The 25,596-nt window shown below is 70.3% G+C and carries 23 protein-coding genes; 10 read left to right on the forward strand and 13 right to left on the reverse strand.

Annotation, left to right across the window (positions count from 1 at the left end):
- Window positions 1-20: 20 nt before the first annotated feature.
- From SROS_RS00090 to SROS_RS00100, 3 genes are read left to right on the forward strand one after another with little or no spacing between them, the layout of a single operon-like run.
- Window positions 21-233 (forward strand): heavy-metal-associated domain-containing protein, encoded by a 213-nt coding sequence (locus SROS_RS00090; RefSeq protein ID WP_012886824.1) that lies wholly within the window; start codon window positions 21-23, stop codon window positions 231-233.
- A complete protein-coding gene (locus SROS_RS00095) occupies window positions 230-1,246 on the forward strand; it encodes a hypothetical protein (protein WP_012886825.1) in 1,017 nt (338 codons plus the stop codon). The genes SROS_RS00090 and SROS_RS00095 overlap by 4 nt, the downstream gene beginning before the upstream one ends.
- Window positions 1,247-1,277: 31 nt before the next feature.
- Window positions 1,278-3,518, forward strand: a complete 2,241-nt coding sequence (locus tag SROS_RS00100; RefSeq protein ID WP_012886826.1) for a heavy metal translocating P-type ATPase — start codon at window positions 1,278-1,280, stop codon at window positions 3,516-3,518.
- Window positions 3,519-3,760: 242 nt separating this feature from the next.
- Here the strand turns inward: SROS_RS00100 and SROS_RS00105 are convergent, their stop codons facing one another.
- A complete protein-coding gene (locus SROS_RS00105; protein ID WP_012886827.1) occupies window positions 3,761-4,438 on the reverse strand; it encodes a GNAT family N-acetyltransferase in 678 nt (225 codons plus the stop codon).
- Window positions 4,439-4,495: 57 nt separating this feature from the next.
- On the opposite strand from SROS_RS00105, the gene SROS_RS00110 reads away from it, so the two are divergent.
- Window positions 4,496-5,023 carry a carboxymuconolactone decarboxylase family protein gene (locus SROS_RS00110; RefSeq protein ID WP_012886828.1) on the forward strand — a complete coding sequence of 176 codons (528 nt, stop codon included), beginning with the start codon at window positions 4,496-4,498 and terminating at the stop codon, window positions 5,021-5,023.
- Between the two features lie 72 nt (window positions 5,024-5,095).
- On the opposite strand, the gene SROS_RS00115 is transcribed toward SROS_RS00110, so the two are convergent.
- Window positions 5,096-6,046, reverse strand: a complete 951-nt coding sequence (locus tag SROS_RS00115) for a M56 family metallopeptidase (protein ID WP_012886829.1) — start codon at window positions 6,044-6,046, stop codon at window positions 5,096-5,098.
- A complete protein-coding gene (locus SROS_RS00120; protein ID WP_012886830.1) occupies window positions 6,043-6,411 on the reverse strand; it encodes a BlaI/MecI/CopY family transcriptional regulator in 369 nt (122 codons plus the stop codon). The genes SROS_RS00115 and SROS_RS00120 overlap by 4 nt, the downstream gene beginning before the upstream one ends.
- 598 nt (window positions 6,412-7,009) lie before the next feature.
- Here SROS_RS00120 and SROS_RS00125 point away from each other — a divergent pair.
- Window positions 7,010-7,444, forward strand: coding sequence for a DUF4396 domain-containing protein (locus SROS_RS00125; RefSeq protein WP_245564526.1), 435 nt, complete (start codon window positions 7,010-7,012; stop codon window positions 7,442-7,444).
- An 8-nt stretch (window positions 7,445-7,452) separates the two neighbouring features.
- Here SROS_RS00125 and SROS_RS00130 read toward each other — a convergent pair whose 3' ends face one another.
- Genes SROS_RS00130 through SROS_RS00150 form a run of 5 tightly spaced genes read right to left on the reverse strand, consistent with a single transcriptional unit; the run spans window position 7,453 to window position 14,733 of the window.
- Window positions 7,453-10,275, reverse strand: coding sequence for a DUF5682 family protein (locus SROS_RS00130; RefSeq protein ID WP_012886832.1), 2,823 nt, complete (start codon window positions 10,273-10,275; stop codon window positions 7,453-7,455).
- Window positions 10,272-11,387: an ATP-binding protein gene (locus tag SROS_RS00135; RefSeq protein ID WP_012886833.1), complete on the reverse strand. Its 1,116-nt coding sequence runs from the start codon at window positions 11,385-11,387 to the stop codon at window positions 10,272-10,274. The genes SROS_RS00130 and SROS_RS00135 overlap by 4 nt, the downstream gene beginning before the upstream one ends.
- A 12-nt stretch (window positions 11,388-11,399) precedes the next feature.
- On the reverse strand, window positions 11,400-12,845 hold the full coding sequence (locus SROS_RS00140) for a VWA domain-containing protein (protein ID WP_012886834.1): 1,446 nt from the start codon (window positions 12,843-12,845) through the stop codon (window positions 11,400-11,402).
- The gene (locus SROS_RS00145; protein WP_012886835.1) at window positions 12,842-14,242 is read right to left on the reverse strand and encodes a hypothetical protein; all 1,401 of its coding nucleotides are present in this window, start codon (window positions 14,240-14,242) and stop codon (window positions 12,842-12,844) included. Before SROS_RS00145 ends, SROS_RS00140 begins: the two co-directional genes overlap by 4 nt.
- Window positions 14,242-14,733, reverse strand: coding sequence for a hypothetical protein (locus tag SROS_RS00150; protein ID WP_012886836.1), 492 nt, complete (start codon window positions 14,731-14,733; stop codon window positions 14,242-14,244). The genes SROS_RS00145 and SROS_RS00150 overlap by 1 nt, the downstream gene beginning before the upstream one ends.
- 395 nt (window positions 14,734-15,128) lie before the next feature.
- Between SROS_RS00150 and SROS_RS52550 the strand changes: the two genes are divergently transcribed.
- On the forward strand, window positions 15,129-16,475 hold the full coding sequence (locus tag SROS_RS52550; protein ID WP_012886837.1) for an ATP-binding protein: 1,347 nt from the start codon (window positions 15,129-15,131) through the stop codon (window positions 16,473-16,475).
- On the forward strand, window positions 16,472-17,707 hold the full coding sequence (locus tag SROS_RS48990) for a tetratricopeptide repeat protein (protein WP_012886838.1): 1,236 nt from the start codon (window positions 16,472-16,474) through the stop codon (window positions 17,705-17,707). Before SROS_RS52550 ends, SROS_RS48990 begins: the two co-directional genes overlap by 4 nt.
- 76 nt (window positions 17,708-17,783) lie before the next feature.
- On the opposite strand, the gene SROS_RS00165 is transcribed toward SROS_RS48990, so the two are convergent.
- Window positions 17,784-18,509, reverse strand: a complete 726-nt coding sequence (locus SROS_RS00165) for a GbsR/MarR family transcriptional regulator (protein ID WP_012886839.1) — start codon at window positions 18,507-18,509, stop codon at window positions 17,784-17,786.
- A 296-nt stretch (window positions 18,510-18,805) separates the two neighbouring features.
- Here SROS_RS00165 and SROS_RS00170 point away from each other — a divergent pair, with 296 nt between their 5' ends.
- On the forward strand, window positions 18,806-19,984 hold the full coding sequence (locus tag SROS_RS00170) for a serine hydrolase domain-containing protein (protein ID WP_012886840.1): 1,179 nt from the start codon (window positions 18,806-18,808) through the stop codon (window positions 19,982-19,984).
- 142 nt (window positions 19,985-20,126) lie between these two features.
- Window positions 20,127-21,335 (forward strand): DUF418 domain-containing protein, encoded by a 1,209-nt coding sequence (locus SROS_RS00175; RefSeq protein WP_012886841.1) that lies wholly within the window; start codon window positions 20,127-20,129, stop codon window positions 21,333-21,335.
- 248 nt (window positions 21,336-21,583) lie between these two features.
- On the opposite strand, the gene SROS_RS00180 is transcribed toward SROS_RS00175, so the two are convergent.
- Window positions 21,584-22,288, reverse strand: a complete 705-nt coding sequence (locus SROS_RS00180; RefSeq protein ID WP_012886842.1) for a TetR/AcrR family transcriptional regulator C-terminal domain-containing protein — start codon at window positions 22,286-22,288, stop codon at window positions 21,584-21,586.
- A gap of 143 nt (window positions 22,289-22,431) precedes the next feature.
- On the opposite strand from SROS_RS00180, the gene SROS_RS00185 reads away from it, so the two are divergent.
- Complete coding sequence (locus tag SROS_RS00185; RefSeq protein WP_012886843.1) at window positions 22,432-22,950, forward strand: hypothetical protein; 519 nt, start codon at window positions 22,432-22,434, stop codon at window positions 22,948-22,950.
- A gap of 188 nt (window positions 22,951-23,138) precedes the next feature.
- On the opposite strand, the gene SROS_RS00190 is transcribed toward SROS_RS00185, so the two are convergent.
- From SROS_RS00190 to SROS_RS00200, 3 genes are all read right to left on the reverse strand, one after another.
- Complete coding sequence (locus SROS_RS00190) at window positions 23,139-23,687, reverse strand: DUF1707 SHOCT-like domain-containing protein (RefSeq protein ID WP_148268900.1); 549 nt, start codon at window positions 23,685-23,687, stop codon at window positions 23,139-23,141.
- Between the two features lie 112 nt (window positions 23,688-23,799).
- On the reverse strand, window positions 23,800-24,603 hold the full coding sequence (locus SROS_RS00195) for an ABC transporter permease (RefSeq protein WP_012886845.1): 804 nt from the start codon (window positions 24,601-24,603) through the stop codon (window positions 23,800-23,802).
- Window positions 24,600-25,565, reverse strand: coding sequence for a daunorubicin resistance protein DrrA family ABC transporter ATP-binding protein (locus tag SROS_RS00200; RefSeq protein WP_012886846.1), 966 nt, complete (start codon window positions 25,563-25,565; stop codon window positions 24,600-24,602). Before SROS_RS00200 ends, SROS_RS00195 begins: the two co-directional genes overlap by 4 nt.
- Window positions 25,566-25,596 lie beyond the last annotated feature (31 nt).

Below are 25,596 nucleotides of genomic sequence, written 5' to 3' on the forward strand. Positions count from 1 at the left end.
CAAGCCGAGGAGAGATCGACATGAGCACTGCCATCTACACCGTGAAGGGCATGACCTGCGGCCACTGCGTCAGCTCGGTCAAGGAGGAAGTCACCGAGGTGGCCGGTGTCACCGGCGTCGAGGTCGACCTGGCCGGCGGACTGCTGACGGTCGAGAGCGACAGCCCGGTCGAGACCGCCCAGATCATAGCGGCCGTCGAGGCCGCCGGATACGAAGTGGCGGACCGGTCGTGAACACTCCCGCCAAGCTCGTCACCTACGTCGCCGGCCTCGCCGTCGTCTTCGGCGCGGCCCTCGGCGTGGGCAGCGCGGTCGGCGAGGTCGGCGCCCCGCCCGAGACGACCACCCGCGGCGAGGGCACTGCCCCGAGCGCAGGCCACGGCGACAGCACGGGCCACGGCGATCGGGGCGACGCCACCACGACACCCGCACAAGCAGCTGCACAAAATACCCCCGGAGGGCTACAAGTGTCTGAGAACGGCTACACCCTGACCCCGCTCACGGCGACGATCAAGCCCGGTGAGCCCGCCGACTTCCGCTTCACCGTGACGGGCCCCGACGGCAGGCCGGTCACCGACTACCAGGTCCAGCACGACAAGAAGCTGCATTTCATCGTGGTCTCCCGCGACCTGGGCAGCTTCCAGCACGTGCATCCGGTCGAGGCCGGCGGTGGCGTCTGGTCGGTCAAGCTCACCTTCCCTGCCGCCGGCACGTATCGCGCCTTCGCCGACTTCGCCCCCACCGGCGCGAGCGCGCTGACCCTGGGCACGGACGTGCTCGTGGCAGGCGACTACGCGCCCAAGGCGCTGCCGCAGGCAAGCCGTACGGTCGGCGTCGACGGCTACACGGTCACTCTCGAAGGCGACCTGACCCCCGGCCAGGCGAGCAAGCTCACTCTCAAGGTCAGCAAGGACGGCAAGCCGGTCACCGACCTGCAGCCCTACCTCGGCGCCTACGGCCACCTGGTGGCCCTTCGCGCCAGGGACCTGGCCTACCTGCACGTGCACCCGGATGGCGCGCCCGGTGACGGCAAGACCCAGGCCGGCCCCGAGATCGTCTTCTACGCCGAAGTGCCCAGCGCCGGCGACTACCGGCTGTTCCTGGACTTCCAGCACGAGGGCGAGGTCCGCACCGCCGACTTCACACTCGGCGCCGGCGAGGCGACAGCGGCGTCCACCGCCGGCCCGTCGGCCGGCCCGTCGAGCAGCAAGGGCACCGACCACGACTCCACCCCGCACAGCCACTGACGCAGGATCGCGACGTTAGAAAGGAGAGGTGATGACTTCCGTCACCGATGACCTGCAGAACGCGGTCGAACTCTCGATCGGCGGGATGACCTGCGCCTCCTGCGCCAATCGGATCGAGCGCAAGCTGAACAAGCTCGAGGGCGTGACCGCGACGGTCAACTACGCGACGGAGAAGGCGAAGGTCACCTTTCCTGAGGGAATCGACCCGCAGGAGCTGATCGCCACCGTGGAGTCGGCCGGCTACACCGCCGCGCTTCCCGCTCCGCCCAAGAGCGAGGCGGCCGCAGGCGAGCAGGGACCGGAGGACGAGCTCCGTCCGCTGCGCAGCCGCCTGATCACCTCCGTGGTTCTGGCCGTCCCGGTGATCGCGATGGCGATGATCCCGCCGCTGCAGTTCACCAACTGGCAGTGGTTGTCGCTGACGCTGGCCGCGCCGGTGGTTGTCTACGCGGGCTGGCCGTTCCACAAGGCCGCCTGGACGAACCTGCGCCACGGCGCGGCGACGATGGACACGCTGGTATCGCTCGGCACCATCGCCGCGCTCGGCTGGTCGCTGTGGGCGCTGTTCTTCGGTACGGCGGGCACGCCCGGCATGATCCACCCGTTCGCGTTCACCATCGAGCGCACCGACGGCTCCGGCAACATCTACCTTGAGGCCGCGGCGGGTGTGACCGCGTTCATCCTGGCCGGGCGCTACTTCGAGGCCAGGTCCAAGCGTCGCGCGGGCGCAGCGCTACGTGCCCTGTTGGAGCTGGGCGCCAGGGACGTCGCCGTGCTCCGCGACGGCACCGAGGTCCGCATCCCCACCGACCAGCTCGCCGTCGGCGACCGGTTCGTCGTACGGCCCGGCGAGAAGATCGCCACCGACGGCGTGGTCGAGGAGGGCTCCTCTGCGGTCGACGCCTCCATGCTCACCGGCGAGTCCGTGCCCGTGGAGGTGCGGCCGGGCGATGCCGTCACCGGCGCCACCGTGAACGCGGGCGGACGCTTGGTCGTCCGCGCCACCCGGATCGGCTCCGACACCCAGCTGGCCCAGATGGCCAAGCTGGTGGAGGACGCCCAGACCGGCAAGGCGCAGGTGCAGCGGCTGGCCGACCGGATCTCCGGCGTCTTCGTCCCGGTCGTGATCGCCCTGGCCCTCGGCACTCTGGGCTTCTGGCTGGGCACAGGGGATGGCGTGGGCGCGGCCTTCACCGCCGCGGTGGCGGTGCTGATCATCGCCTGCCCGTGCGCTCTCGGACTGGCCACGCCGACGGCACTGCTGGTCGGCACGGGCAGGGGAGCACAGCTCGGCATCCTGATCAAGGGCCCCGAGGTGCTGGAATCCACCCGCCGGATCGACACCGTCGTGCTGGACAAGACCGGCACGGTCACCGAGGGCAGGATGACCCTCACCGACGTGCACCTGGCCGACGGCGAGGACGAGAACGAGGTCCTGCGCCTGGCGGGCGCCCTGGAGCACGCCTCCGAGCACCCGATCGCCCAGGCCGTCGCCAAGGGAGCGAGCGAGCGGGTCGGCGCGCTTCCCACACCGGAGGATTTCGCCAACGTCGAAGGGCTCGGCGTGCAGGGCATCGTCGACGGTCACGCCGTGCTGGTCGGCCGGCCCAAGCTGCTCGCCGAGTGGTCACAGCACCTCAACGCCGACCTGGAGCGTTCCCTGCACGCCGCTCAGGCGGCAGGCCGTACGGCTGTCGCGGTCGGCTGGGACGGCAAGGCCCGAGCCGTCCTCGTGGTCGCCGACACGGTCAAGCCGACCAGCAAGGAGGCCATCCAGCGGTTCCGCGCCCTCGGCCTCACGCCCGTCCTGCTGACCGGCGACAACGAGGCGGTGGCCAAGAGCGTCGCGGCCGAGGTCGGCATCGACGAGGTGATCGCCGAGGTGCTGCCCGCTGACAAGGTGGACGTCGTCAGGAAATTGCAGGGCGAAGGCAAGGTCGTGGCGATGGTCGGCGACGGCGTCAACGACGCCGCCGCGCTCGCCCAGGCCGACCTCGGCCTCGCGATGGGCACCGGCACCGACGCGGCGATCGAGGCCTCCGACCTCACGCTGGTCCGCGGTGACCTGCGGGTGGCGGCCGATGCCATCAGGCTGTCGCGCAGGACGCTCGGCACGATCAAGGGCAACCTGTTCTGGGCCTTCGCCTACAACGTGGCCGCCCTGCCCCTGGCGGCGATGGGCCTGCTCAACCCGATGATCGCGGGCGCCGCGATGGCGTTCTCCAGCGTCTTCGTGGTCACCAACAGCCTGCGGCTGCGCCGCTTCAAGTAATCGATCCGGCCGGCCCCGAGCACACCATGTTCGAAATGGGGCCGCTCGCCGCGGCGACAGCCGTACAGCTCATCGCCGGAGCCCTCCGGTACGGGGTCACGTGGGGCATGTCCCGGCCAGGGCCTGCTCGGGTCCGGATCATCAGGTGGCGGATCCGTCTGCGCGCCCGGCCCTGGCGGGCATGGGCATGGCGCGTGGTGACCTCACGGACGAGGAATGGGCGTTGATCGAGCCCGACCGGGTCAGTGCTCGGTCGCGCCGAAGGCTTGCCAGCCGATGTCCGGAAAGCCGGCAGCCTCAGCGACGGCGGCGGAGGCGCGGTTGTCGAGGGCATGCATGTACGTGGGTATGGCGCCCTCGTCCAGTATCCGCCGGGCTGCCTGGGCGACCAGCCTGCGGGCCAGGCCGCGGCCACGAGCCTGTGGAGCCGTCACGACGGCGAGCTCGCGTCCATAGTCGTCATGCCGTTTGACTCCCACGCCGGCCAGGTGGGCGCCACTCTCCGGATCGCGGGCGATCAGGACCTCACCGCCGAAGGGCCGCAGCCATTCGGGAGCCTCTGGATCGTGAGCGGGGACCCATACGCCGGCGTCGGCCAGGGGTGCTGGGCGCGTGGTCCAGCGATAGACGGCGGTGAACCACCCGCGCTCCGGAAAACCGGCCAGCGGGGGGATCATGGGTCCGAACGTCGCCAGATCCAGGCTTCTGGCGTACTGGTCCGCGATCGCCTCGGCATGCTCCGGCGGGACCGACAAGATGCCGCCCTGAGGGCTCCCCACTCCCAGAACGGGATGGATCCTGCCGTCCCAGCCAGGGCGTACCCGTCCCGGCTCGGCGATGACGTCGAGTCCGGTGGTGGCGGGCCGGCCGCCGAGCCAGCGAGACAGATGGTCGATGAGCCGTTGCTCTGGTGTCGTCATTGTCCGAACATATACCGTGCGGGGGTACCGTACATGAGTGAACCCGGAGGAGGACCTATGCGACGCCTGACCGCGCTGGACCCCGCGAACGCGCCTGAGAAGTCCCGTGAACTGCTGAACGACATCGTCGAGAGGAGGGGGAGCGTGGGCGAAATGGTCTCCACGATGGCTCACTCGCCGGCGCTGCTCCAGGGCTACCTGGACTTCTCCCGGGCCATGAGGCGGATCAAGGTGCCTCGCGCCCTCAGCGAGAAGATCTCGCTTGCCGTACAGGAGTGGATCGGTTGCGCGTACTGCCTCGACGCGCACGCCGAGGCGGGGCGCGCGGCAGGACTGAGCGAGACTGACATCGCGCTAGCCCGTCAGGGAACCTCCACCGACACGCGCGAGGCGGCTCTCATCGCCGTCGCCGTCCGTGTCTTGGCCGAGCCGTCCTCGCTCACGGACGAGGACGTCGCGGAACTGCGGGCGCACGGCTGGAGCGACCGGATCATCGCGGAAATCGTCGGCCTTGTCACCCTGAACCTGCTGACCGGCGCTTTCAACCTCCTGGCAGGTCTGGAACCGGCCGAAAGAACCGCGTAGCGAAAACGATCTCCCCGCGCAACCGCGCGGGGAGATCGTTTCTACTACTGGCTGTCGTAGATCATTCGGTAGTTAGAAGATCGAGATGTTGTGGCAGTGGTGGGCCAGGAACGAGCGCAGTCCGGGAGTCGCGGCCACGGCCGCAGGACCGGCGAGGAGGAGGACGACGGCGGAGAGTCCCGCGATGCGTTCCCTGTGGCCGAGGGGGGCGGCCGGGTTGAGCATGCGCTTGACGCGGGTGAGGGCGGTCTCGCCGCCCGCGCCCAGCGCGAAGGCCGGCGCTCGGCCGGTGGCGAGCCGTACCAGCGCGGCGGCGATGTGGATGCGGGAGTGGCGGCGGGCCGCGACATCGTCGGCGAGGAGTTCGACCAGCCGTGCGACCTCGCTTCTCGCCCGAGTGAACAGCGGCAGGCCGGGGAAGGCCCGGTGGAACGCTTCGGCTGCGGCCAGCACCAGGTGGTGCCGCCCGCGCAGGTGGGCCTGCTCGTGAGCGAGGACCGCGGCCACCTGTTCGGGAGCGAGAGATCGGAGGGCCGCGGTTGTGATGACCGCCCTGCCCTTCCGGCCGGGCAGGCAGTAGACGGCGGCCTCGTCGTGATCCAGCACGACCGCGTCCAACTCGCCGTCGTGGCGGCCGATGATGTTCAACATGCCGGCGTGCTGTCGCCGTTCCCGCCTGGCCCTGACGAGGATGGCCGCACCGCAGTAGGTGATCCTGGCAGCGATGACGGCGGCGCCGAGCAGGGCGGCGCGGGTGCCTGGAGAGGTGAGCGGTGCGCCATGGGAGAGCATGGCCGCGCACGCCTCGAAGAACTCGGCCAGCCCGTGTCCGATCACGGTGGCGGGGACCGCGGCGGCGAGTGCCGACAAGATCACGGAGGCGACCGCGGAGGTGCAGGCGGCCAGCCACACGGCGATCGCCAGGCGAGGGGCGCGCTCCGCCAATTCACCCCGGATCAACAGCCGAGGCAGCGTAACCACCGCGACGACGGCGTACAGCGCCAGAACGACGGCGGCCGTCATGAGCGGCCCCCAGGGGGATACACCTTGAGCGCGGCCTCGAGGGCGGCCGACTCCTCAGGAGTCAGCCGTTCCAGGAAGTGCACCAGGGTGGCCGCCTGGTTGCCGCCCGACGCAAGGGTGCTGCGCATGAGATCGGCGGTGTAGGCCTCCTTGGTGGCCACCGTCTCGTAGACGTACGCCCGGCCGACCGCCTTCCTGCGGAGCAGGCCCTTGGTGTGCAGCTTGTCCATCACCGTCATGACGGTGGTGTAGGCGATCTCCCGCTCGCGGCGGAGATCTTCGAGCATGTCCCTGACCGAGGCGGGCCGGCGGTAGGCCCACAGCCGGTTCATGATTGCGGACTCCAGGTCTCCCAGACCTCGCATCGTGTGAGACTCCCGTCTACCTGCGAATCATTCAATGCTACCGGCGGTCGTAGATGTCCGGCCAGGTGTCGTCCCTGTCGTCAGCCTGGGAGTCACCGGTACCGCAATGTCTGGCGTAATTGCGTGACCACGGAGAGACATTGTGCCTTAAACAGGCTGATAACGGCCCGTTGCGCCATCGGATCCGCATCTCGCGAAGGCGTGATGTGCCCGCATTCGGCAACGTGGTGATCGTGGAGGCTCATCGGATCCACACCGATCGACCGTAGTAGAGTCGCGGCTTGCCGGGATGCCCTGGGGTGAAGTAGATCATTCGTGAAGATGTGCCGCTTTTGGGGCCTTACGGCAAAAAAGTCATTGATGTATACCCCCCTTCGGTATATCGTGACCGAGGCCAGTGTGACGTGCGAGTCAGGAGATTGTGATGTCGGAACCGATGCACCATATGGATCACGCCGGACATGGAGAGCACGGTGGGCACCACGGCCATGATTCACATGCGCAGGCGGGTCCCTCTCACGCTGGCCACTCTCACGCGGGTCCTTCTCACGCTGGTCCCTCTCACGCGGGCCACTCTCACGCTGGTCACTCCGGGAAGGTGACGTGGCGGGCGGCCGCGTCGGCGACCCTGCACTGCCTCACCGGATGCGCCATCGGCGAGGTGCTCGGCATGGTCATCGGCACGGCCCTGGGCTGGTCCAACGCGGCGACCATCGTCCTGGCCGTCGTGCTGGCCTTCTTCTTCGGCTACGCCCTCACCATCGTGGGACTACGCAAGTCCGGCCTCGGCTGGCGCCGGATCGTACGGCTGGCACTCGCCGCCGACACCGTGTCGATCATCGTCATGGAGATCGTCGACAACGGCGTGATGATGGTGGTGCCCGGCGCCATGGACGCCGGGCTCGCCTCGGGCCTGTTCTGGGGCGCCCTCGCGTTCGCCCTGCTGGTGGCCTTCCTCATCACCACCCCGATCAACAAGTGGATCATCGGCAAGGGCAAGGGGCACGCGGTGGTCCACGCCTACCACCACTGACAACCACCTCACCGGCCGGAGGCGGACCTCCTGTCGAGCAGTCCCGCGACGGCGTCCGCGGCCTCGGGGTGCCGGACCAGCAGATCGGCCACCTCGGGGTGCTCGGGTCCGCCGGCGAGGTGGACGGACGGCCGCCACCCCGCCTCGCACCCGAGCAGCACGGCCACGGCGTCACATGCCGCCGGGTGGCCGGCCAGCAGATCGGCCACCGGGCCGGCCGCCGCGGGCACCGGACCGGCCACCGCCTTCGGCGTCTCCCGCGCCGACCACGGCGGCACCCACGTGTCGACGGAGGACAGGCCCGCGGGGAACGTGCGGCCCGCCTCACGCACGAGCACAGGCACCAGCTCGCGCGCCTGGTCCCGCAGGGTCGTGATCAATTTGGGGAGCCAGGGGAGCAGGACGGCGTCGGGCAGCCGGGCGAAGGCCTTGGACATCACCTCGACCACGAAGGGCGCCAGCGCCGGAACCGGCTCCAGCGCCTGCACGAAGCCGCTCATGTACAGCGGGAACGCCGGGACGACGAGCGGGTTGGCCAGCAGCTCGTCACACCGCGACCGCAGCTCGGCCTGCGGAAGCATGCCGAGCCGGAACTGGGCGGCCCACAGCAGCGCCACCTTGGCCGGCGCCTCGGGATGCGACTGCCGTACGGCGAGTTCGAGCTGGGCGCGGTCACAGCCCAGGGCCAGCGCGAGGCTCTCCATGCTCGACAGGAACCCGAGCATGGCGGCCACCTGGCGGACGCCGACCTCCTCATCCACGAAGGCGGTCGGCAGCAGCGTGCAGTAGTGCGCGTACCCGGTGGTGACGAAGGCCTCGCACCACGCCGGCAGCACCGGCTCGGTGGCACGGTAGTGGGCCAGCAGCCGGCGGATCCGGCGCAGCACGTCGGGGGCGTCGTCCACGGTGCGCTCGGCGGCCAGCAGCTCCACGGCCCGCCCGCCGAGCTCGTCGGTGAACCGCCGGCTGCCCAGGTACAGGGTGGCGTCCTCCACGGCCGCGAGGGCGACGGCGGCGGTGGCCTCAGGCGCCCACACGGTACGGCGCAGGCGCTGCTCCAGCACCTGCTCGACGGTGACTCCCTCGTAGCCCAGCTCGATGATCGATCGCTGGTGGCGGCCGATCGCCAGGTCCCAGCTCTCCTGGATCGGCCGCTCGCCGAGGCGGCGCGTGCCCATGATGGGACGGACGGCGTCCTCGGGCAGCAGGTAGCGCAGTATCCACAGCAGGTGGGAGCAGGGCACGAGCTCCGGCTCCGCGTCGAGGTTCAGCAGCGCCCGCTGCTGGGTGCGCTTCTCCAGGTCGAGCCCGAGCGGCTTCAGCCGGTCGTAGACGTCCTGGGCCAGCGGCGGGAGTGCCCGGTAGCCGACCTCGCCGATCCGGTCACCGCCCAGAAGGATCTCGCACAGGCGGCGCACGTCCCGGCGGCCGGGCACCACGTCCTTCTCGATGCACGTGACCGCGGCGTCCTGGAAGTCGTAGGGCGTGGGCCGGGCCCGGTTACGCAGGCCGGCGAGCAGGATGGACGTCTCGAACACGGCGATGGCGTCCGCCGTACTGGCCAGGTAGCCGTTGCGGCGGGCCAGCCGGACGATGTCGACGCACCAGCCCAGCAGCTCCGCCTCGTCGAGACCGTCCAGCGCGGGCGGGTTCGCCAGGAAACCGGACAACCGGTCGGTCACCGGCCCCTGCGGGACGGGTGCCGCCGGCCGCGCGCGCCCGGGGCGCTTGCCGGCCCCCTTCTGGCCTTCGAGCCGGTACGGCGTGACACCGTGGCGCGCCACGGCCTTGGTCCAGGTCGCCGCGGCGATCGACACCGAGCCGGAGGCCAGCGCGAACTGGGCCTCGATGGCGGAGTGGCTGGACGGGATGAGCCCGTACAGCCAGCGCGTGGCCGTCCGGGGGCTGATGTCGTAGGCCGGTGCCTCCGCCGCCAGCCCGAACTGCTCGACCCGGCTGGCCGCGTGGAACGCGCCGCACACGTACAGGCACTGCGACGGGTCGGCGTCCGACGCGGCCAGGTGCTCCCGCATCCGGGTCCACATGTAGCGCTCGCGATCCTCGTCGCGGGCCAGCCGGTCGCCCTCGTCGGGCCCCAGCCGCCGGAACAGGCTGCCGATCAGCACCATGACCTGGCGGTAGGTGTCGTAGTCCGCTCCGGCCAGGGGCTGCTCCACGTACTGGTCCCACCACTCGGACCAGTGCCGGACCTTGCCATGGTGGAGCAGGTGCTCTTCGAGTTCGGCGAAGCGGGGCCGCAGGTCGCCGATCTCGACGCCGACGGCGTCGCCGTGCAGGGCCGCTTCCTCGCCGTGTCCGGCGGTGTCGTCGTCGGCGTCGGCGGCGGCCGGCGCGGCCGGCTCGCGGGGCAGCCACTGGAAGACGTGGTCCGCCGAGCGGTCCACCAGCACCAGCTCGACCCCCGGGGTGTCGAGGGCGTAGGCGATGGCCTGGTACTCGGCCGACGCCTCGGTGATGGGCGCCACGACGCTGAGCGGCCCCCAGTCCGGCGGGAAACCGTCGATCTCCGACGCGAACGCCTGCAGCGCCACGGGGAGGCGGCAGTTGCGCAGCTCGTCCAGGAGCGGCTGCAGGTCCTCGCACAGCTCCAGATAGATGACTTTGGGCTGCTTCTCCCGCAGGCGCCGCACCATGGCCAGCGCCGAGGCCGGTGAGTGATGGCACACCGGGAAGATCTCAAGCTCCTCGCGCAGCGCCCGGTCGACGTCGTCGACCAGGCCCGACAGGATGCCGGGCAGGGCGCCCGGCGCGTCGGCGAAGGCGGTGGCGGCACCGAGGAGCTGCTCGCGCAGGGCGCCGAAGGGACTCATGACAGCGTGGAGATCGCCTGGCGGCCGCCTTCGAGGAAGTCCTTCCACTCCCCGCCTTCCTGCTTGCTGCGGGGCTCGACGACACCGTGCCAGTACTTGTTCAGGATGGCCAGGTCCTCAGGACTGCGACGGGCCAGCGAGCCCACCAGCGAGCCGGCGAGCGTCTCGGCCCGCAGCGTGCGGTCGCCGAAGAAGTGGCTGTGCAGGATGGCGTCCTCGATCACGCCGATCTGCTCGGCCGTGGACAGCGCCGACTCCAGCTTCTCGTCGTCGCTGGTGGCCGAGGCCGCCGCGGCCCGCAGGTCGGCGAAGCTCTGCAGCAGGATGTCCAGCAGCGTGGGCGGCAGGTCCAGCTCGATCCGGTGCCGGCGCAGCAGTTCCGTGGTGCGGAACCGTACGATCTCCGCCTCGCTGCGCTTGTTCGTCACCACGGGGATCCGGATGAAGTTGAAGCGCCGCTTCAGGGCCGACGAGAGGTCGTTCACGCCCCGGTCCCTGCTGTTGGCCGTGGCGATGATCGAGAATCCGGGCTGGGCGAACACGATGTTGTCGTCGTCGAGTTCGGGGACGGACACGTACTTCTCGGAGAGGATGGAGATCAGGGCGTCCTGCACGTCGCTGGTCGAGCGGGTCAGCTCCTCGAAGCGGCCGATCACGCCCTGCTCCATCGCCGTCATGATCGGCGAGGGGATCATCGACTCCCGGGACTGCCCCTTGGCGATCACCATGGAGACGTTCCACGAGTACTTGATGTGGTCCTCGGTCGTGCCGGCCGTACCCTGGACGACCAGGGTCGAGTTGCGGCAGACGGCGGCCGCGAGCAGCTCGGCGAGCCAGCTCTTGCCGGTGCCCGGGTCCCCGATCAGCAGCAGACCGCGGTCCGACGCCAGGGTCACGATGGCGCGTTCGACGAAGCTCCGGTCGCCGAACCACTTCTGGGAGATCTCCCGGTCGAGCCCGTCGGAGCGCTCGGACCCGAGCACGAACAGCCGCACCATCCGGGGGCTGAGCCGCCACGAGAACGGCTTGGGGCCGTCGTCGACCGACTCCAGCCAGTCGAGCTCGTCGGCGTACTTCACCTCGGCGGGGGCACGCAGCATCTCGTCGGTCATTCGCGGGGTCTCCTAGGCGAGGAAGTTCTTGAGCTCGAACACGAGTTTGCGGATGTGACCCGAGATCACCGGGGTGCCCAGGTCCTTGAGCTTCTGGCGGAACCACGGGTCCACGCTCTGGTGTCCCGAGCTGTTCACCGAGCCGACCGGGATGAACTTCACGCCCGAACGGTGCACCGCCTCGAAGTCGGTGATCAGCGCCCGGTTGTCGTAGAAGTCGGAGATCCACACCATCACGGTGTTACGCGGGTCGGCGATCTTCGGCCGGGCGACGGCCATCGCGACGGTCCCGTTGGTGCCACCCCCGAGCGTCGTCCGCAGCAGCACCTCGAACGGGTCGTGCACCCACGGGGTCAGGTCGAGCGCGCGGGTGTCGTAGGCGACCAGATGCACGTCCACCTTGGGCAGGCCGGCGAAGATCGAGGCGAGGATCGTGCAGTTCACCATCGCGTCGACCATCGAGCCCGACTGGTCGACGACCACGATCAACCGTGCCGGCGTGGTCCGCCGGGCGGTCTGCCGGTAGTACAGCCGGTCCACGTACAGCCGCTGGTCCTCCGGGCTCCAGTTGGTGAGGTTCTTCCAGATCGTGCGTTCGACGTCGAGGTTGCGGAACACCCGCTTCGGCGGCACCGACCTGTCGATGACACCCACGCTGGTCTTCTCGACCTGCGTGCGCAGCACCTCGGCGACCTCCTCGACGAACCTGCGGATCAGCGCCTTGGCGTTGGCCAGCGCGACTCCCGACAGGTTGGACTTGTCCCGCAGCAGCTGCTCGATGAGCGACATGCTCGGCGTCAGCCGGGCGGCCAGGGCCGAGTCGGCCAGCACCTCGCGCAGGCGCATGCGGCGGACCAGGTCGCCTTCCAGGCCGGCCAGCACGCCGGCCAGTTCGCCGCCTCCGGGACGGGACCGCAGCTGTCCCGGCTCGGCCCCGAGCGCCTGCTCGAACCAGCCGGCGTCCTGCTGCCAGCGGGCCAGATCGGTGGCGCTGACGCTGCCCGTCCCCGTCGAGAACACGTTGAGCAGGAGCTTCGACACCAGGGCCGCCCGGCGCACCTCGGCCGCACCGGCCCGCTCCGGCGAGTGCCCGCCGGCCGGAGCGGACGCGACACCGTCCTCCGCCTCATCCGGCAGGTGCCCGTCACCGGTAGCGGGCGCGACATCGTCCTCGCCTTCCCGGCCCGGCGGGTGCCCCTCGGTGGAAGCGGACGCGACGCCGTCCTCCTGCGCCAGCAGGCCCTGCAGCTCGGCGCCCAGCTCAGGGAAGCGCTGCACGATGTTGTCCACCGACACCGCCGGGTCCAGCAGCGCCGGCGGCAGTCCGAGGTCGCCGACGATGGCCATGCTGGCCGCCTCCAGCGAGGGCTGTTCGTCACCGTCGAACAGCCGCGCCAGGAGCCGCCAGTAGAGCACCTGGCGCCGGTTCTCGTCGGCGCTGATCCGGGAGTCGCTCATCGCCTCAGCAACCGCCCGGCCCGCTCGCGCAGCACGGCCACCGCGTCACCGGCCCTGGCCTCGGCCTTCACGACCTTGGGGTCCGTGGGGCCCAGCGCCCAGTCCCCGTTGTGCCTCTCGACCGTCTGGCGCTTGACCGTCGTCTGGACCGCGAGGGGCTGCAGCAGCCAGCGGCCGCCGTCCCAGCGGATCAGGCCGATGCACGCCGAGGAGGAGGCCACCAGCTTGGGAGTGAGCGGGCCGCAGGCCGGCAGGCGGTCGACGTCGACGGCGAGGGTGCCGCCCCCCAGGTCCAGCGTGCCGTCGGCGGCGACGCGGTAGCCCTCCACCAGCACGGGCTCGGCGATGCGCACGGGATGGCGGTCCAGGGGCGGCACCGCCGGGGCGAGCGCGCCGGCGAGCTGGAGCCTGGCGGTGGCGAACGGGTCGACGGGCTCGCCCACGCGGGCCCGGTCGTCGTGCCACACCAGGTCACCGCTGCCCAGCAGGGGCAGATCCGTGACGTCCAGGCTACGGCGTTCGGCCAGCGCGCCCAGCAGCGCGGGGTAGCCGCCCAGCAGCCGCCACAGGGCCGGGCCGACGATCGTGTCCACCTTCGCGGCGGCGACGCTCGTGCGCACCAGCCGGGACGGCGCGCCGTCTGCGGGTTCCAGGACGCCGTGCACCTGCATCTGTACGGCGGTGCCGTGCTCGTGCACGTCGACGCCGAGGATCAGCAGCCGTCCCGACACCACGCCCGCGGACTCGGAACCACCCGGCAGGCCGCCGGCCTGCGACAGCAGCAGAGCACGCGTCCACAGGTCGGCCCACCGCCGGGCGGGCAGGCGTTCCACCGTCCCGACGGGGCACGACGCCCGCAGCTCTGCCGCCAAACCGTCGAGCAGCACCGCGAGCCGGCGCAGCCCGGGTTCGGGCAGCAGGGCCTCGATCGTCTGGCTTGAGGCGGAGACGAGGTCGTGGTCGACGCCCCGCCATCCGGTGATGGCCAGCTCGCCGAGCCAGGACCGGCACCCGCTGAGCAGGTTGTCCGCCGCGGGCGCCGGCGTGGCCGGCGGTTCCTCCCACGGCGCCCGGACCCTTCCCAGCGCGGCGTCCAGGCGGGCGAGCAGGGCGTCGTGCACCGCGCCGAACAGTGCGGCGCGCCCGCCGGCCAGGGCCGTCAGATGCTCCTCCGTGACCGAACCGGCGGCGAGCTTCCCGGCCGCCTCGCCCACCCGCCCGCCGAGCGGCGTGGCCGAGAGAGCACCGGCCAGGGAGGTCAGCGCCGTCGCGCGCTCCTCGCTCAGCCGGGCGAGTCCGTGCACGAGCGAGTCGTCGAAGCCCGTCACCAGATCGAGGGCCTCCCCGACTCCCGGCGGAACGCCGTCGAGCAGTTCGGCGAGCTGTACGGCAAGCATCAGCGGACCGCCCCCGTGGCCGGGAACCAGTGCATCTCAGCGATGGGCTCGGTGGTGTCCGGCAGCTCCAGGTAGGACAGGTGGCGCAGGAAGCGGCTGAACACCATGGCGCCCGGCGTGGGCTCGTGCCGGCCGTTCAGGCAGCTCATCAGGTTCGCGCCGTCACCTACCTCGACGTGCAGGTAGCGGGCGACCTGGTCGAGGCCGTACTGGAGCACGGCCTCCCCGGCGAGGGCCTGCAGATGCTTGCACGGCGAGCCGCGCAGCCCGCCGCACGGCCGGTTGTTGTTGGTGCTGCAGTTGAAAGCGTGAGTTCCAGCGGTGATCGACGAGACGTACACCCGAGCGATGTCCGAACCACTCGACACGACACCCTGCAGGCGGCCGTCCGCCAGCTCGACGAAGGGGACACTCGCCAGTTTGCGGGGCTGAACGGGGGACACCACCCGTGCCACGCTGCGCTGTTCCCACGCGGCTCCGTCCGCGTTCACGATCTCCGACCTCCAGCCCGAACGGCTCGCGGATGCCGGCCGACACGGCGGCACCTACGCGAACGGCCGATCATGATCCGGCAACTTACCGCATCTCCGGACAGTCAGGACCACCGAGCGCGCCGCCGCCGTCGCGGCCCCCCGGGACGGAGCGGACCACCGTCCCCGCCACAGCTCGTGATCTTCGGATGGGACACGACCCCGGTCATCCGGGGCATCGGGAATGCCACGTCCCGATCCGGGGAATCGGCAGGCCGGACAGCGGCATCGCCCCGATGCGGGAGACGGCTCGGCCATCCGCCGGGCCGTTGCCCGGGGTATCCGATGGGCCAGGATTCCGGCATCCGCGGCTGGTAGTTTGACGCCCTGAACCCGGACAGAAGGGATGTAGCTCCGTGCTCGACGATGCCGGCCTGCAGGCGCTCCGCGAGGCGGCGCGCTTTTCTCCAGACAACCTCCCCCTGCGGCGGCATCTGGCCGACCAGCTCCTCACCAAGGGTTATCTCGCCGAGGCGGAGGCGGAGTATCGCGCAGCGCTCATGCTGGCGCCCCAGGATCCGGACATCACGACCGGGCTGGCGGAGGCGTTCACCCGCCAGAGCTCGTACGGCACCGCCCTGTCGATCCTGGAGCCGCATCTGGCGACACCCGGTTACCCGCCGCGTATGGGCGTGATCGCGGCCAGAGCGCTGCTGGGCGAGGGCGACACGGCCGGCGCCGGCTACCGCTACCACGAGGCGGTCTCCCGCGACCCCTCCGCCGCCGACCCCGACCTCGCCGCCCGGCTGGCGCCGCCGCCGCGGCAGCCCGTGGTGGCCCCGCCGCAGCCCGTGGCGGCCTCGCCGGACCTCCCGCATGAGACCAGCGCGGAGGTCGAGCGCTCCCGCTTCACCTTCGCCGACGTGGCGGGCATGGACGCGGTCAAGGAGGCACTGCGGATCAAGCTCCTGCTGCCCCTCCAGCAGCCGGAGCTGTTCGCCGCGTTCGGCAAGCGGGCCGGCGGCGGGGTGCTGCTCTACGGCCCGCCGGGCGCGGGCAAGACACACCTGGCCAGAGCGGCGGCCGGTGAGCTCGGCGCGGCGTTCGTCAACGTCGGGCTGGCCGACATCCTGGACATGTACATCGGCTCCAGCGAGCGCAACCTGCGCGCGGTGTTCGAGATGGCCCGCCGCAACCGGCCGTGCGTGCTGTTCTTCGACGAGGTCGACGCGCTGGCCGCCCGCCGCTCCGACATGCGCCAGGCGCACACCCGGCAGCTGGTCAACCAGTTCCTGGCCGAGCTCGACGGCGTGGACGAAAGCGCCAACGAGGGGGTGCTGGTGCTGGCTGCCACGAACGCGCCCTGGTACGTCGACGTGGCCTTCCGCCGGCCCGGCCGCTTCGACCAGCTCGTGTTCGTGCCGCCGCCCGACGCGGCCGCGCGCGCCGCCATCCTGCGCCTCCTGTGCCGAGACAAGCCCCTGGCCGAGATGGACTACGACGCGGTGGCGCGGATCACCGACCAGTTCACCGGCGCCGACCTGAAGGGCCTGGTCGACCGTGCGGTGGAGGCCAAACTCCAGCAGTCGATCAGCGCGGGCCGCCCGATCCCCCTGTCGACGCCCGACCTGCTGGCGGTGGCCCGGCAGGTCAAGCCCACCGCGGTGCGCGAGTGGCTGGCCACCGCCCGCAACTACGTGATGCACGCCAACGAGTCCGGCGCCTGGGACGAGCTGATGCCGTGGATCAAGGGCAGCCGGTGACCACCCAGGCCTCGCTCGAACGCGCGCGCGGCCTGCTCGACCTGCGCCGCCCGGCGGAGGCGGCGCGGGAGCTGCGCGGTGCGATCGCCCAGGATCCGCAGCACCCCACCGCCCACGCCCTGCTCGCCGTCGCCCTGATCGAGCGGGGCGAGGTGGCCGAGGCCGCCGCCGAGGCCGATGAGGCGGTACGGCTGGCGCCGGACTTCTGGTTCACGCACTACACGGCCGGGCAGGTGTACCACCGCGCCCGCCGGCCCGACCGGGCGCTGCCGGCCATCGAGGCCTCGCTGGCGCTGTCCCCCGAGTACGCGCCCACCTGGGAGCTGCTGGCCCGGGTGCGCGTGCAGGGCGAGCAGTGGGCCGAGGCCGCGCAGGCGGCGCGTCAGGGGCTGCGCATCGATCCGCAGGACTCCGACCTGGTGAGCCTCCTGGCAGTGTCCCTGGTCATGCTCGGCGACGCGGCGGAGGCGAGGCCGGCCGCGGCGCAGGCCGTACGCCTGAACCCGGAAAGCGCCACCGCGCACCTGGTGTACGGCCGTGCGGAGCTGGCCTTCGGCGACCCCGGGCGGGCGGCGGAGGCCTTCCGCGAAGTGCTGCGACTCGACCCCGGCTTCGACCACGCCAGGGATCTGCTGGTCCTGGCGCTCAAACGCCGCAACCCCCTCTACCGTGTGCTGACCCGCCTGCGCGGCAGGTTCCGCGGCGGCTGGCGCCTGGTGCTGCTGCTGCCCATGATGCCGCCGCTCGTCGCGGTGTTCGTCCTCATCGCGGTTCTGCACTGGGCGGCGTGGGTCGCCGAGTCGTGGGCGACGCTGCGCCTGCACCGCGGCCGGGCCACCCGGCTGCTGCTGGAGGGCGCGCAGGCACGCGTGGCGGCGCTCTGCTGCGTGCTTCCGGTGGCGGGCGCGGCGCTGCTGGCGTCAGGCGCGGTGTCCGGGCTGACCGCGGTGGGTACGGCCGGCGCCGCGGTCATGGCGCTGGTCACCCCCGTCCAGGAGGCGGCGAACACCGGCTCCCGGCGCGGACGGTCCGTGCTGTACGGCTGGGCGGCCCTGCTGACCCTCGCCATCGTCGCCTCGCTGGTCCTGGCCGCGTTGCCGGCCACCGCCGGGGCAGGGGCCACCGTCGCGCTGCTGAGCACCTACGCCGCGTTGGCCACGATCTGGGTGGCGACCGCCGTCCGCCGCGCGACAGGCCGAGGCACGCCTGACCGCGCCGGAGCCGGCCCGTGATGCCGAGGACGCCGGTCGCCCGCGGGGTGGCGATGGAGCTCCCCGCGAAGTAGCCGCCTGATGTGACGTCGCCGTGCTAGCCGTCTGCCGTTCGCCTCGCGGCACAGGCCTGACGCCACTGCTCGGCCGCCTGGACCATGTGGTGACCGACGTGCTCGAAGAACTGGCCGATGTCCTGTAGCCGGGTGCCGGCGGGCGTGGTGGCGCCGAGGATCTCGGCTCCTTGGCGGGCGATGTCGGCCAGCATGGTGTTCTGGCGGGCGCCGGCCATCCAACCTCGGAACCAGGCGTCCGCGTCGATGACGTACCGGTCGCGCCGTCGGCGGGGGTCGCGTTCCCGCCGGATCAGCTCCTGCTGTTCAAGCTCGCCGACGGCCTTGGAGATGGACGCGGGGCTGACCTGGAGGCGCTGGACGAGCTCGGCGGCGGTCAGGCTGCCACTGTCGGTGACGTAGAGGCAGGTGAGGACTCGGGCGGTCATGCGCGGCAGGCCCGTGTTGATCATCATCGCGGTGAACTGTTCCTCCAGGCCGTGGACCGCTTCGAGGTCGCGCCCGTGTGCGTCGCCGGTGGCCGGTGGCGCCGGGGACGGGGACGGCTTGCGCCGACGAGCACGGCCCTCGGTCGCCTGGTGTGCCCGGTCGGCCTGGTAGCCGGCGGCTCCACCGTTGCGGGTCACCTCCCGGGTGACGGTCGAGATCGGTCGGTCCAGGCGGCCGGCGATCTCGGTGTAGGTGAGTCCTTCGGCCAGTCCCTCGGCGATCTGCCGGCGGTCCTGATGGGTCAGCCTGCCTCCGGGCATCGGTGTTGCCTCCTGTTGCTCCGGTCATGCTCCGGTCCGCTCGACGCGTCTGCGGGGTGGATGGACAGTATTGCGTTCGCATGCATCTCATTGCAAGTAGCGATGATCGCATATTGCATTCGATTACAGGCTCATTGCAAAAATTGGCGAATTTGCCCAGGAGAACTCGGAAAATCGCATCATTTGCGTTGACACTTCTGTGAAGGCAAATTAGCTTTTGTCAGGAACCGAACAAGTACTGTCGCGAGCGAGGCGATCGGTGTCGCGCTGGTTTCCCTCGCCTGAAAGGAATCGACATGACCACATCTCTCCCCGCCAAGGCAGGACTGCTCGTCGCCGCCGTGACGATGGCGGGAGCCGCCTTGGCGGCCCCCGCGGCGACCGCGTCGACCGCCTCCGGCCACGCCGGGGTGCAGCGCGCTCTTGACCACGCCGTAGCCCGGAGCGGCGCTCCCGGCATCGTCGCCGAGGTCCGCGACGGCCGCGAGAGATGGTTCGGCTCGGCGGGCGCGGCCGATACCGAAACCGGCCGCAAGCGCCGGCCGCACGAGCGGTTCCGGATCGGGAGCGCCACCAAGGCGTTCACCGCCACCGTGGTCCTGCAACTGGCGGCCGAACGCAAGCTGAGCCTGGAAGACACGGTGGAAGAATGGCTGCCCGGCCTGGTCAAGGGCAACGGCTACGACGGCAGCAAGATCACGATCCGGCAGTTGCTCAACCACAGCAGCGGAATCTTCAACTACGGCAACGACAAGGCGTTCTTCGCCACGGGACAGGGTGCCGCGTGGTTCGAGCACCGCTACGACGAATACACCCCCGAGCAGCTGGTGAAGATCGGCCTGGCCAACCCGCCCTACTTCGAGCCGGGCAAGGGGTTCGGGTACTCCAACACCAACTACTTCCTGGCCGCCATGATCGCCGAAAAGGCGACCGGCAGGACGTATGGTGAGGAGCTCACCCGACGGATCCTCCGCCCGCTGGGGCTGACCGGGACATACCTGCCGGACGACGAGGCGAAGATTCGCGGGGCGCACCCCCGGCACTACTCCACGCTGTTCTCCCAGGACGCCAACCCCACGATCTACGACGCGACCGAGATGAAGCAGTCCTTCGCCTGGGCGGCCGGTGGCGTCGTCTCGACCACCGGGGATCTCGACAGGTTCTTCGGCGCGCTGCTGGGCGGACGCCTGCTGCCGTCCGCCCAGCAGCAGGAGATGTTCACCACCATCGCGACCGAGGGTGGCCCTCAGTGGATCCCCGGCACCCGGTACGGCCTCGGGGTCTTCGCCCAGAAGCTGTCGTGCGGCGTCACACTCTGGGGCAACGCCGGCGCGACCTACGGTTCGTGGGTGTACGCCATGGGGACCCGTGACGGCAAGCACATGGTCACCAGTCAGGTCAACGGCGACTGGAGCGGCCTCAGCGTCTTCGACGACGTGCTCGCGGCGGAGTTCTGCCCAGCCGAGTCCCGGTAGGCCGTCCCCGGCCGCGCACCCCGTCAGCCCCCGAACCTCCCCGCCGTCCCGGGCCGCTGAGGCATGTCCGCGGAACAGCGAATCGCCCGATCACGCATGAAGCAGTCGGTGCAGGCACCGATGTCCTCACCTGGAAGGAATCATGGCCAAACCCCTCTCCGCCACGGCACCCACACATGTGACCACTCGATCGCTGGCACCGGATCTGGCGCGCGGCTTCATGCTGCTGCTGATCGCCCTGGCGCACGCGCCGGCGTTCGTCGGCGACTGGGACGCCGGGCCCGCCGCGCTCAACACCGCCGCGAAGTTCGTCAAGTCCCTGTTCGCCGACAACCAGGCCCGCAGCATGTTCGTGCTGCTGTTCGGCTACGGTCTCGGCCAGCTGGCCCATCGCCAGCACGCCCGGGGCGACGACTGGACCTCGGTCCGGAAACTGCTGCGGCGCAGGGCCTTCTGGCTGATCGTCATCGGCTTCGCGAACACGGTACTGCTCGTGCCGATCGACATCATCGCGGTGTACGGACTGACGCTGCTGGTGCTCGCACCGCTCGTGCGAGCGCGGGATTCGGTGCTGTGGTGGACGAGCATCCTGACGCTCATCCCCGCGACCCTCCTGCTGGCCTGGCAGAGCGTGGCCGCCCAGGCGGGCCCCGTCACCATGGCGGAGTTCATGGAGCCCACCTTCGGCGCCCACCTCGTCGCGAGCATTCCCTCCTGGCCGGTGGAGACCGCCATCTCCACGATCATCGTGGTGCCGGGCATGCTGGTGGGAATCTGGGCCGCCAGGCGCCGGATCCTCGACGAGCCCGAGCGCCATGCGTCGTTGCTGCGCCGCATCACTGTGATCTTCATCGGGGTGTCCGTCATCGGCAGGCTTCCCGCCGCTCTGCTGGCGGCCGGCGCGTGGACGACCACCTCGGCCCCGATCGGCTGGACGATTGCCATCGCGCACGACCTGACCGGATACGCGGGCGGCATCGGCATGGCCGCCGCCGCCGGACTCGTCGCGATCAGGGTACGGCGTGGCCGTCTGATCACGGCCCTGGCGGCGCTGGGGCAGCGCTCACTGACCTTCTACCTGCTCCAATCCGTGGTGTGGGTGGCGCTGTTCTACCCGTTCACCCTGGGCTTGCGGGACGACATGAGTTTCGCCGCCACTTTCGGAATCGCCATCGGACTCTGGGTGGCCTCTGTCCTGCTGGCCGAGTGGATGCGCCGCGCGGGCTACCGCGGCCCGGCGGAAGTGCTGTTGCGGCGACTGTCATACCGCCGCCCCGCTCCGGCCTCCGTTTCCGATGAACCCCACGGCAGCCCCGCCCGGCAAGGCGAGAACGCCGGACACCGGCTGTGAACGGATCAGCCGGCTGATCGCCTCGCAGGCGGCCGTGCCAGGTGAGAACGCGGACCTTCCCCGTCAGCGCCTGGCCGGTCCCTGCGACGGCCGGCGACCTCCTCGCGCCGGACGCCCAGCGGCCTGTCCACGCGTGCCAGGGGCACGCCGGCCGGGCCGCTCCAGCCTGTGCCGATGCCCCTGACCGTCACTGGATGTGATCGCCGGGGGTATGTCGGCTCCACGAGATCCGGCGTCGTGATGGCTGGTCAGCGCGCCTGTGGGCCGGTCGGCACGTGGCGGCCGGCCAGTTCGGCCTCAAGGCCGTCGAGGAGGGTCTGGAGGCCGAACCCGAAGGTCTGCTCAGGGGCGATGGCGTAGTCCACGGCCGCCGGTGTTTCGAGGCGGGCGCGCAGCCGGGGGAACTGCATGGCCACTTCGCTCGCCTTGGCCATCGTGTCCTGGAACAGTGCTTCGGCATCCGCGCCGTCCCGGCTCAGCCGCCTGGTCAGGGAGACCGTCGCCGACACGCCGAGGACGTTGCCCAGCACGAATGTGAAGACGGTTGCCGCGGCGCGGTCGGCCTGCGTGCCGGCGAAGCCGGCCGTTTCGTAGACGGCGAGGTTGTGGTCGTCGTGGCGCGCCTTTCCCGGGCCGTAGAAGAGGTGGGAGCCGAAGGCCTGGACGAGCCATGGGTGCCGGCTGAACATCGCGTGCAGGCTGGTGGCCATCGCGGTGGCCGCGGTGCGCCAGTCGACCGTGTCGAGGTCGGGCAGCTCGACCTCGTCCCAGAGGCGGTCGCCGACGAGCAGGATCAGGTCGTCCTTGTTCTTGACGTGCCAGTAGACCGCCGTCGCGACGGTGCCGAGCCGCTTGCCCAGGCTGCGCATGTTCAGGCCGTCCAGGCCTTCGTCGTCGAGCAGCTCGATAGCGGTCTGAATGATCTGTTCCTTGGTCAACGTGTCGCGCGGCATGCGCCCACGATAGGTCACCCGACTCGACTTGCACAAAGTTCAAGACAGCACTTGCACTTAGTTCAATAAGCGGGTTACGGTTCTCTTGAACTTAGTGCAAGTCGCTGTCGGCGCTGGAGAGCGCCCAACGGAGGAGACCGACCATGAACGCTTTCACCGCCGCCATGCAGCTGCTCGTCGCCACCGCCTTCGTGAGCATCCCACTGGTGCGCCACCGCTACGGAAGCACCGCGATGGCCGCCGCCCAGGCCGAGCTGACGCGCCAGGGCGTGCGGACCACCGTCCTGGACGAGAACGGGATGCGGTTCGACGCCGGCGGCCACGAGACGTGGGCCCCGGTCTCGATCGCCGCGGTGATGGCGGCGGCAGCCGCGGCGAACCTGTTCGACGGCTCCTGGGCCGAGCCCCTGACCTGGATCTTCCAGACCATCGTGCTGCTCATCAACTGCGTGATCCTCTACAGCCAGCTGACCGCCACGAAGTCAGTGCAGGCCGCCTTCCAGCGCAAGGGCGACCCGATGCTGGCCCGCATCGACGTGCCGGCCCTGCTCAAGGCGGCCGAGGGCGGCTTCCCCTCCTGGACCTGGACCCTGCAGAACGTGCGCCATGCCGTGGTGTTCGGCACCTCGATCCTCGCCCTGGCGGCGACGGCCATTGCCTGACGCACCAAGCCGCCCCCACGCCCCCCTCCGGCCGCACACCGCCGGGAAGGGGTGAGGGGGTTTCGCGTTGCGTCGGCTCCGTCTACCGGAGGCTCGACGAGGCACCACAGCAGCTTGAGCGCAAAATCACTGCCGGACCTGAGGGGCCACGGTGAACTGCGCGGTGCATTGCGATCATGTGCCGCCTTTTATCGGCGAGGTTTGAACCATTTGCGTGGGTAGCGGATCCGGAGACGGCCGTAGGCCAGCTCTCCGGTGACCCGGACGTGCAGCTTTCCCGGACGTGCGCGCCCCGGCACTGTGCAGATCACCTCGCCCCATTCGGTCTGCGCCCCGTCTGCGTTCGCGGTCGCGCCGGATGGCAGGACGATCGTGGCGGAGCCGTACCGAAGCTGGAGCTCGATCTCGATCTCCGGATAGTCGATGACGGTCCGGGACAGGTCGAGCACCACGCCTCCGTACTTCGATTCGATCCGCAGCACGCGCGGGACCGACCATTCGCCCACTCGCCTGACACGCCCGCTCGTGGACTTCAGCTGAACTACATCCTCCATGCGATCGTCGGGCAGGCCGGCGACCGCCGGCATCAGATCGCCATCGGAGGTGGCGGTGAGAGCCCGCTCGAGCCGCTCGTCCAGCTCCTCGGGGGTGAGATGCCCCTCGGTGAACGCCCACTGAATTCGCTGGACGATCCTGTCACGATCTCCATCGGAGACTCGTACCAGGTGTTTCGGCATGTCCCTTGGCATAACTCTCCAGAGCCTGTCTGCTGGCTGCGTCGACGACGATGAGGCATGGCCTGCCGGCACGACAGCATAGATCGTCCTGCTGGACGGGCCCAGGTGGCGGTCAGCGGCTGACGGCCTTCTTGTAGAGCCGCGTGGACAGAGGCACGAACACGGCCAGGAGCAGCGCCGACCACAGCAGCGACGCCACCACGGCGTGCCGGAGCGGCCATGCGTCGGGAACGGGAATGGCGGGATGGGTGTTGCCGAAGAGCTCGCGCACCGCCTGGATGATCGTGGAGACGGGGTTCCATTCGGCGACGGCCTTCAGCGGTCCAGGCAGTCGCGCACTGTCGACGAAGGCGTTGGACAGGAAGACCAGCGGCATCGACACGACAGTGGCGATGTTGTTGAAGACCTCGGGCGTGCGCAGGGCCAGCGCGACCGTCGCCGTCACCCAGGAGAACGCGTAGGCGAACAGCAGCAGCAGCAGGAAGCCCAGGACGGCTTCGTGCGGGGCCGAGTGGATCCGCCATCCGACGATCAGCCCCATCACCGACATCGCGACGACGCTGCTCACGTTCATCAGCACGTCGGCGACGGTCTGGCCGGTCAGCACCGCCGACGGCGCCATGGGCAGCGTGCGGAACCTGTCGAAGACGCCCTTCTGCAGGTCCAGGACCAGGGTGTAACCGGTGATCTGCCCGCTCATGATGACCGTCTGGACGAAGATCCCGGGGATCATGTACTCCTGATAGGACATGCCCGGTATATCGATCATGCTGCCGAAGACATAGGCGAACAGCAGCACGAACACGATCGGGAGAATGATCGCGCCGCCCAGCAGGTCGGGTGCTCGCTTGATCTTGAGGGTGTTGCGCTTGGTGATCGTCATTCCATCGGCGATCGCCATCTGAAGAGCGTTCATCGGCTGTGCTCCTTCACGTTCTCGGCCGCCTCGTGTCCGGTGAGCGTCAGGAACACGTCGTCCAGCGTCGGCCGCCGCAGGCCGGCATCGCGCACGGTGACTCCTTCGGCCGCCAGCCTTGCCAGGGCGTTGGTGAGCGATGCGGCGCCGTTGTTCACCGGAACGGTCACCTGCAGTGCGGTGGTGTCGGCCTGCATCTCCCCGACGGCCAGGGGCGCCAGCAGCCGCCGGGCGGTCTCCAGGTCTGCCGGGTCCGTCACTGTCAGCGCGATCCGGTCGCCGCCGACCTGATCCTTGAGCTCGTCGGCCGTGCCGAGCGCGATGACGCGGCCATGGTCGACCACCGCGATCCGGTCGGCGAGCCGGTCGGCCTCCTCCATGTACTGGGTGGTGAGCAGCAGCGTCGTGCCGCCGGCGACGAGCTCGGAGATGACGTCCCACAGTCCCGCGCGCGCCCGGGGGTCCAGGCCGGTGGTGGGTTCGTCGAGGAACAGCACCGGCGGGTTGGCGACCAGTGCTCCGGCGAGGTCGAGCCGTCGCCGCATGCCGCCGGAGTAGCCCTGTACCGGGCGGTCCGCCGCCTGGGTCAGGTCGAAGCATTCCAGCAGTTCTCGCGCACGCTCTTTGCTGCGCTTGGTGCCCAGGTGATAGAGCCGTCCCACCATCTCCAGGTTCTCCGCGCCGGTGAGGTGGTCGTCGACGGCGGCGTACTGCCCGGATGCCCCGATGTGGGATCGCAGCCGCTGGGCGTCACCGACGACGTCGAATCCGGCGACCGTGGCATGGCCGGCGTCCGGCTTCAGCAGGGTCGTCAGGATCCGCACCGTCGTCGTCTTGCCGGCGCCGTTCGGCCCGAGCAGCCCGAACACCGTGCCCTCGGGGACCGACAGATCCATCCCGTCGAGGGCCATCACGTCGCCGTACTTCTTGACCAGGCCTTCGGCCACTACTGCGGGGGGCATGAGCTCTCTCCTCTGATGGATTTCCGGTCGG

Source organism: Streptosporangium roseum DSM 43021, from assembly GCF_000024865.1.
Lineage (GTDB): Bacteria > Actinomycetota > Actinomycetes > Streptosporangiales > Streptosporangiaceae > Streptosporangium > Streptosporangium roseum.

Bases quoted from the DNA above. Each gene is read 5' to 3' on its own strand.
- SROS_RS00090 (WP_012886824.1), top strand. From the start codon at position 21: ATGAGCACTGCCATCTACACCGTGAAGGGCATGACCTGCGGCCACTGC.
- SROS_RS00135 (WP_012886833.1), bottom strand. From the start codon at position 11,387: ATGACCGACGAGATGCTGCGTGCCCCCGCCGAGGTGAAGTACGCCGAC.
- SROS_RS00105 (WP_012886827.1), bottom strand. From the start codon at position 4,438: ATGACGACACCAGAGCAACGGCTCATCGACCATCTGTCTCGCTGGCTC.
- SROS_RS00195 (WP_012886845.1), bottom strand. From the start codon at position 24,603: ATGAACGCTCTTCAGATGGCGATCGCCGATGGAATGACGATCACCAAG.
- SROS_RS00185 (WP_012886843.1), top strand. From the start codon at position 22,432: ATGAACGCTTTCACCGCCGCCATGCAGCTGCTCGTCGCCACCGCCTTC.
- SROS_RS00145 (WP_012886835.1), bottom strand. From the start codon at position 14,242: ATGCTTGCCGTACAGCTCGCCGAACTGCTCGACGGCGTTCCGCCGGGA.
- SROS_RS00180 (WP_012886842.1), bottom strand. From the start codon at position 22,288: ATGCCGCGCGACACGTTGACCAAGGAACAGATCATTCAGACCGCTATC.
- SROS_RS00165 (WP_012886839.1), bottom strand. From the start codon at position 18,509: ATGCCCGGAGGCAGGCTGACCCATCAGGACCGCCGGCAGATCGCCGAG.
- SROS_RS00130 (WP_012886832.1), bottom strand. From the start codon at position 10,275: ATGAGTCCCTTCGGCGCCCTGCGCGAGCAGCTCCTCGGTGCCGCCACC.
- SROS_RS00190 (WP_148268900.1), bottom strand. From the start codon at position 23,687: ATGCCGAAACACCTGGTACGAGTCTCCGATGGAGATCGTGACAGGATC.
- SROS_RS00115 (WP_012886829.1), bottom strand. From the start codon at position 6,046: ATGACGGCCGCCGTCGTTCTGGCGCTGTACGCCGTCGTCGCGGTGGTT.
- SROS_RS00200 (WP_012886846.1), bottom strand. From the start codon at position 25,565: ATGCCCCCCGCAGTAGTGGCCGAAGGCCTGGTCAAGAAGTACGGCGAC.
- SROS_RS00175 (WP_012886841.1), top strand. From the start codon at position 20,127: ATGGCCAAACCCCTCTCCGCCACGGCACCCACACATGTGACCACTCGA.
- SROS_RS00120 (WP_012886830.1), bottom strand. From the start codon at position 6,411: ATGCGAGGTCTGGGAGACCTGGAGTCCGCAATCATGAACCGGCTGTGG.
- SROS_RS00170 (WP_012886840.1), top strand. From the start codon at position 18,806: ATGACCACATCTCTCCCCGCCAAGGCAGGACTGCTCGTCGCCGCCGTG.
- SROS_RS00140 (WP_012886834.1), bottom strand. From the start codon at position 12,845: ATGAGCGACTCCCGGATCAGCGCCGACGAGAACCGGCGCCAGGTGCTC.
- SROS_RS00110 (WP_012886828.1), top strand. From the start codon at position 4,496: ATGCGACGCCTGACCGCGCTGGACCCCGCGAACGCGCCTGAGAAGTCC.
- SROS_RS00100 (WP_012886826.1), top strand. From the start codon at position 1,278: ATGACTTCCGTCACCGATGACCTGCAGAACGCGGTCGAACTCTCGATC.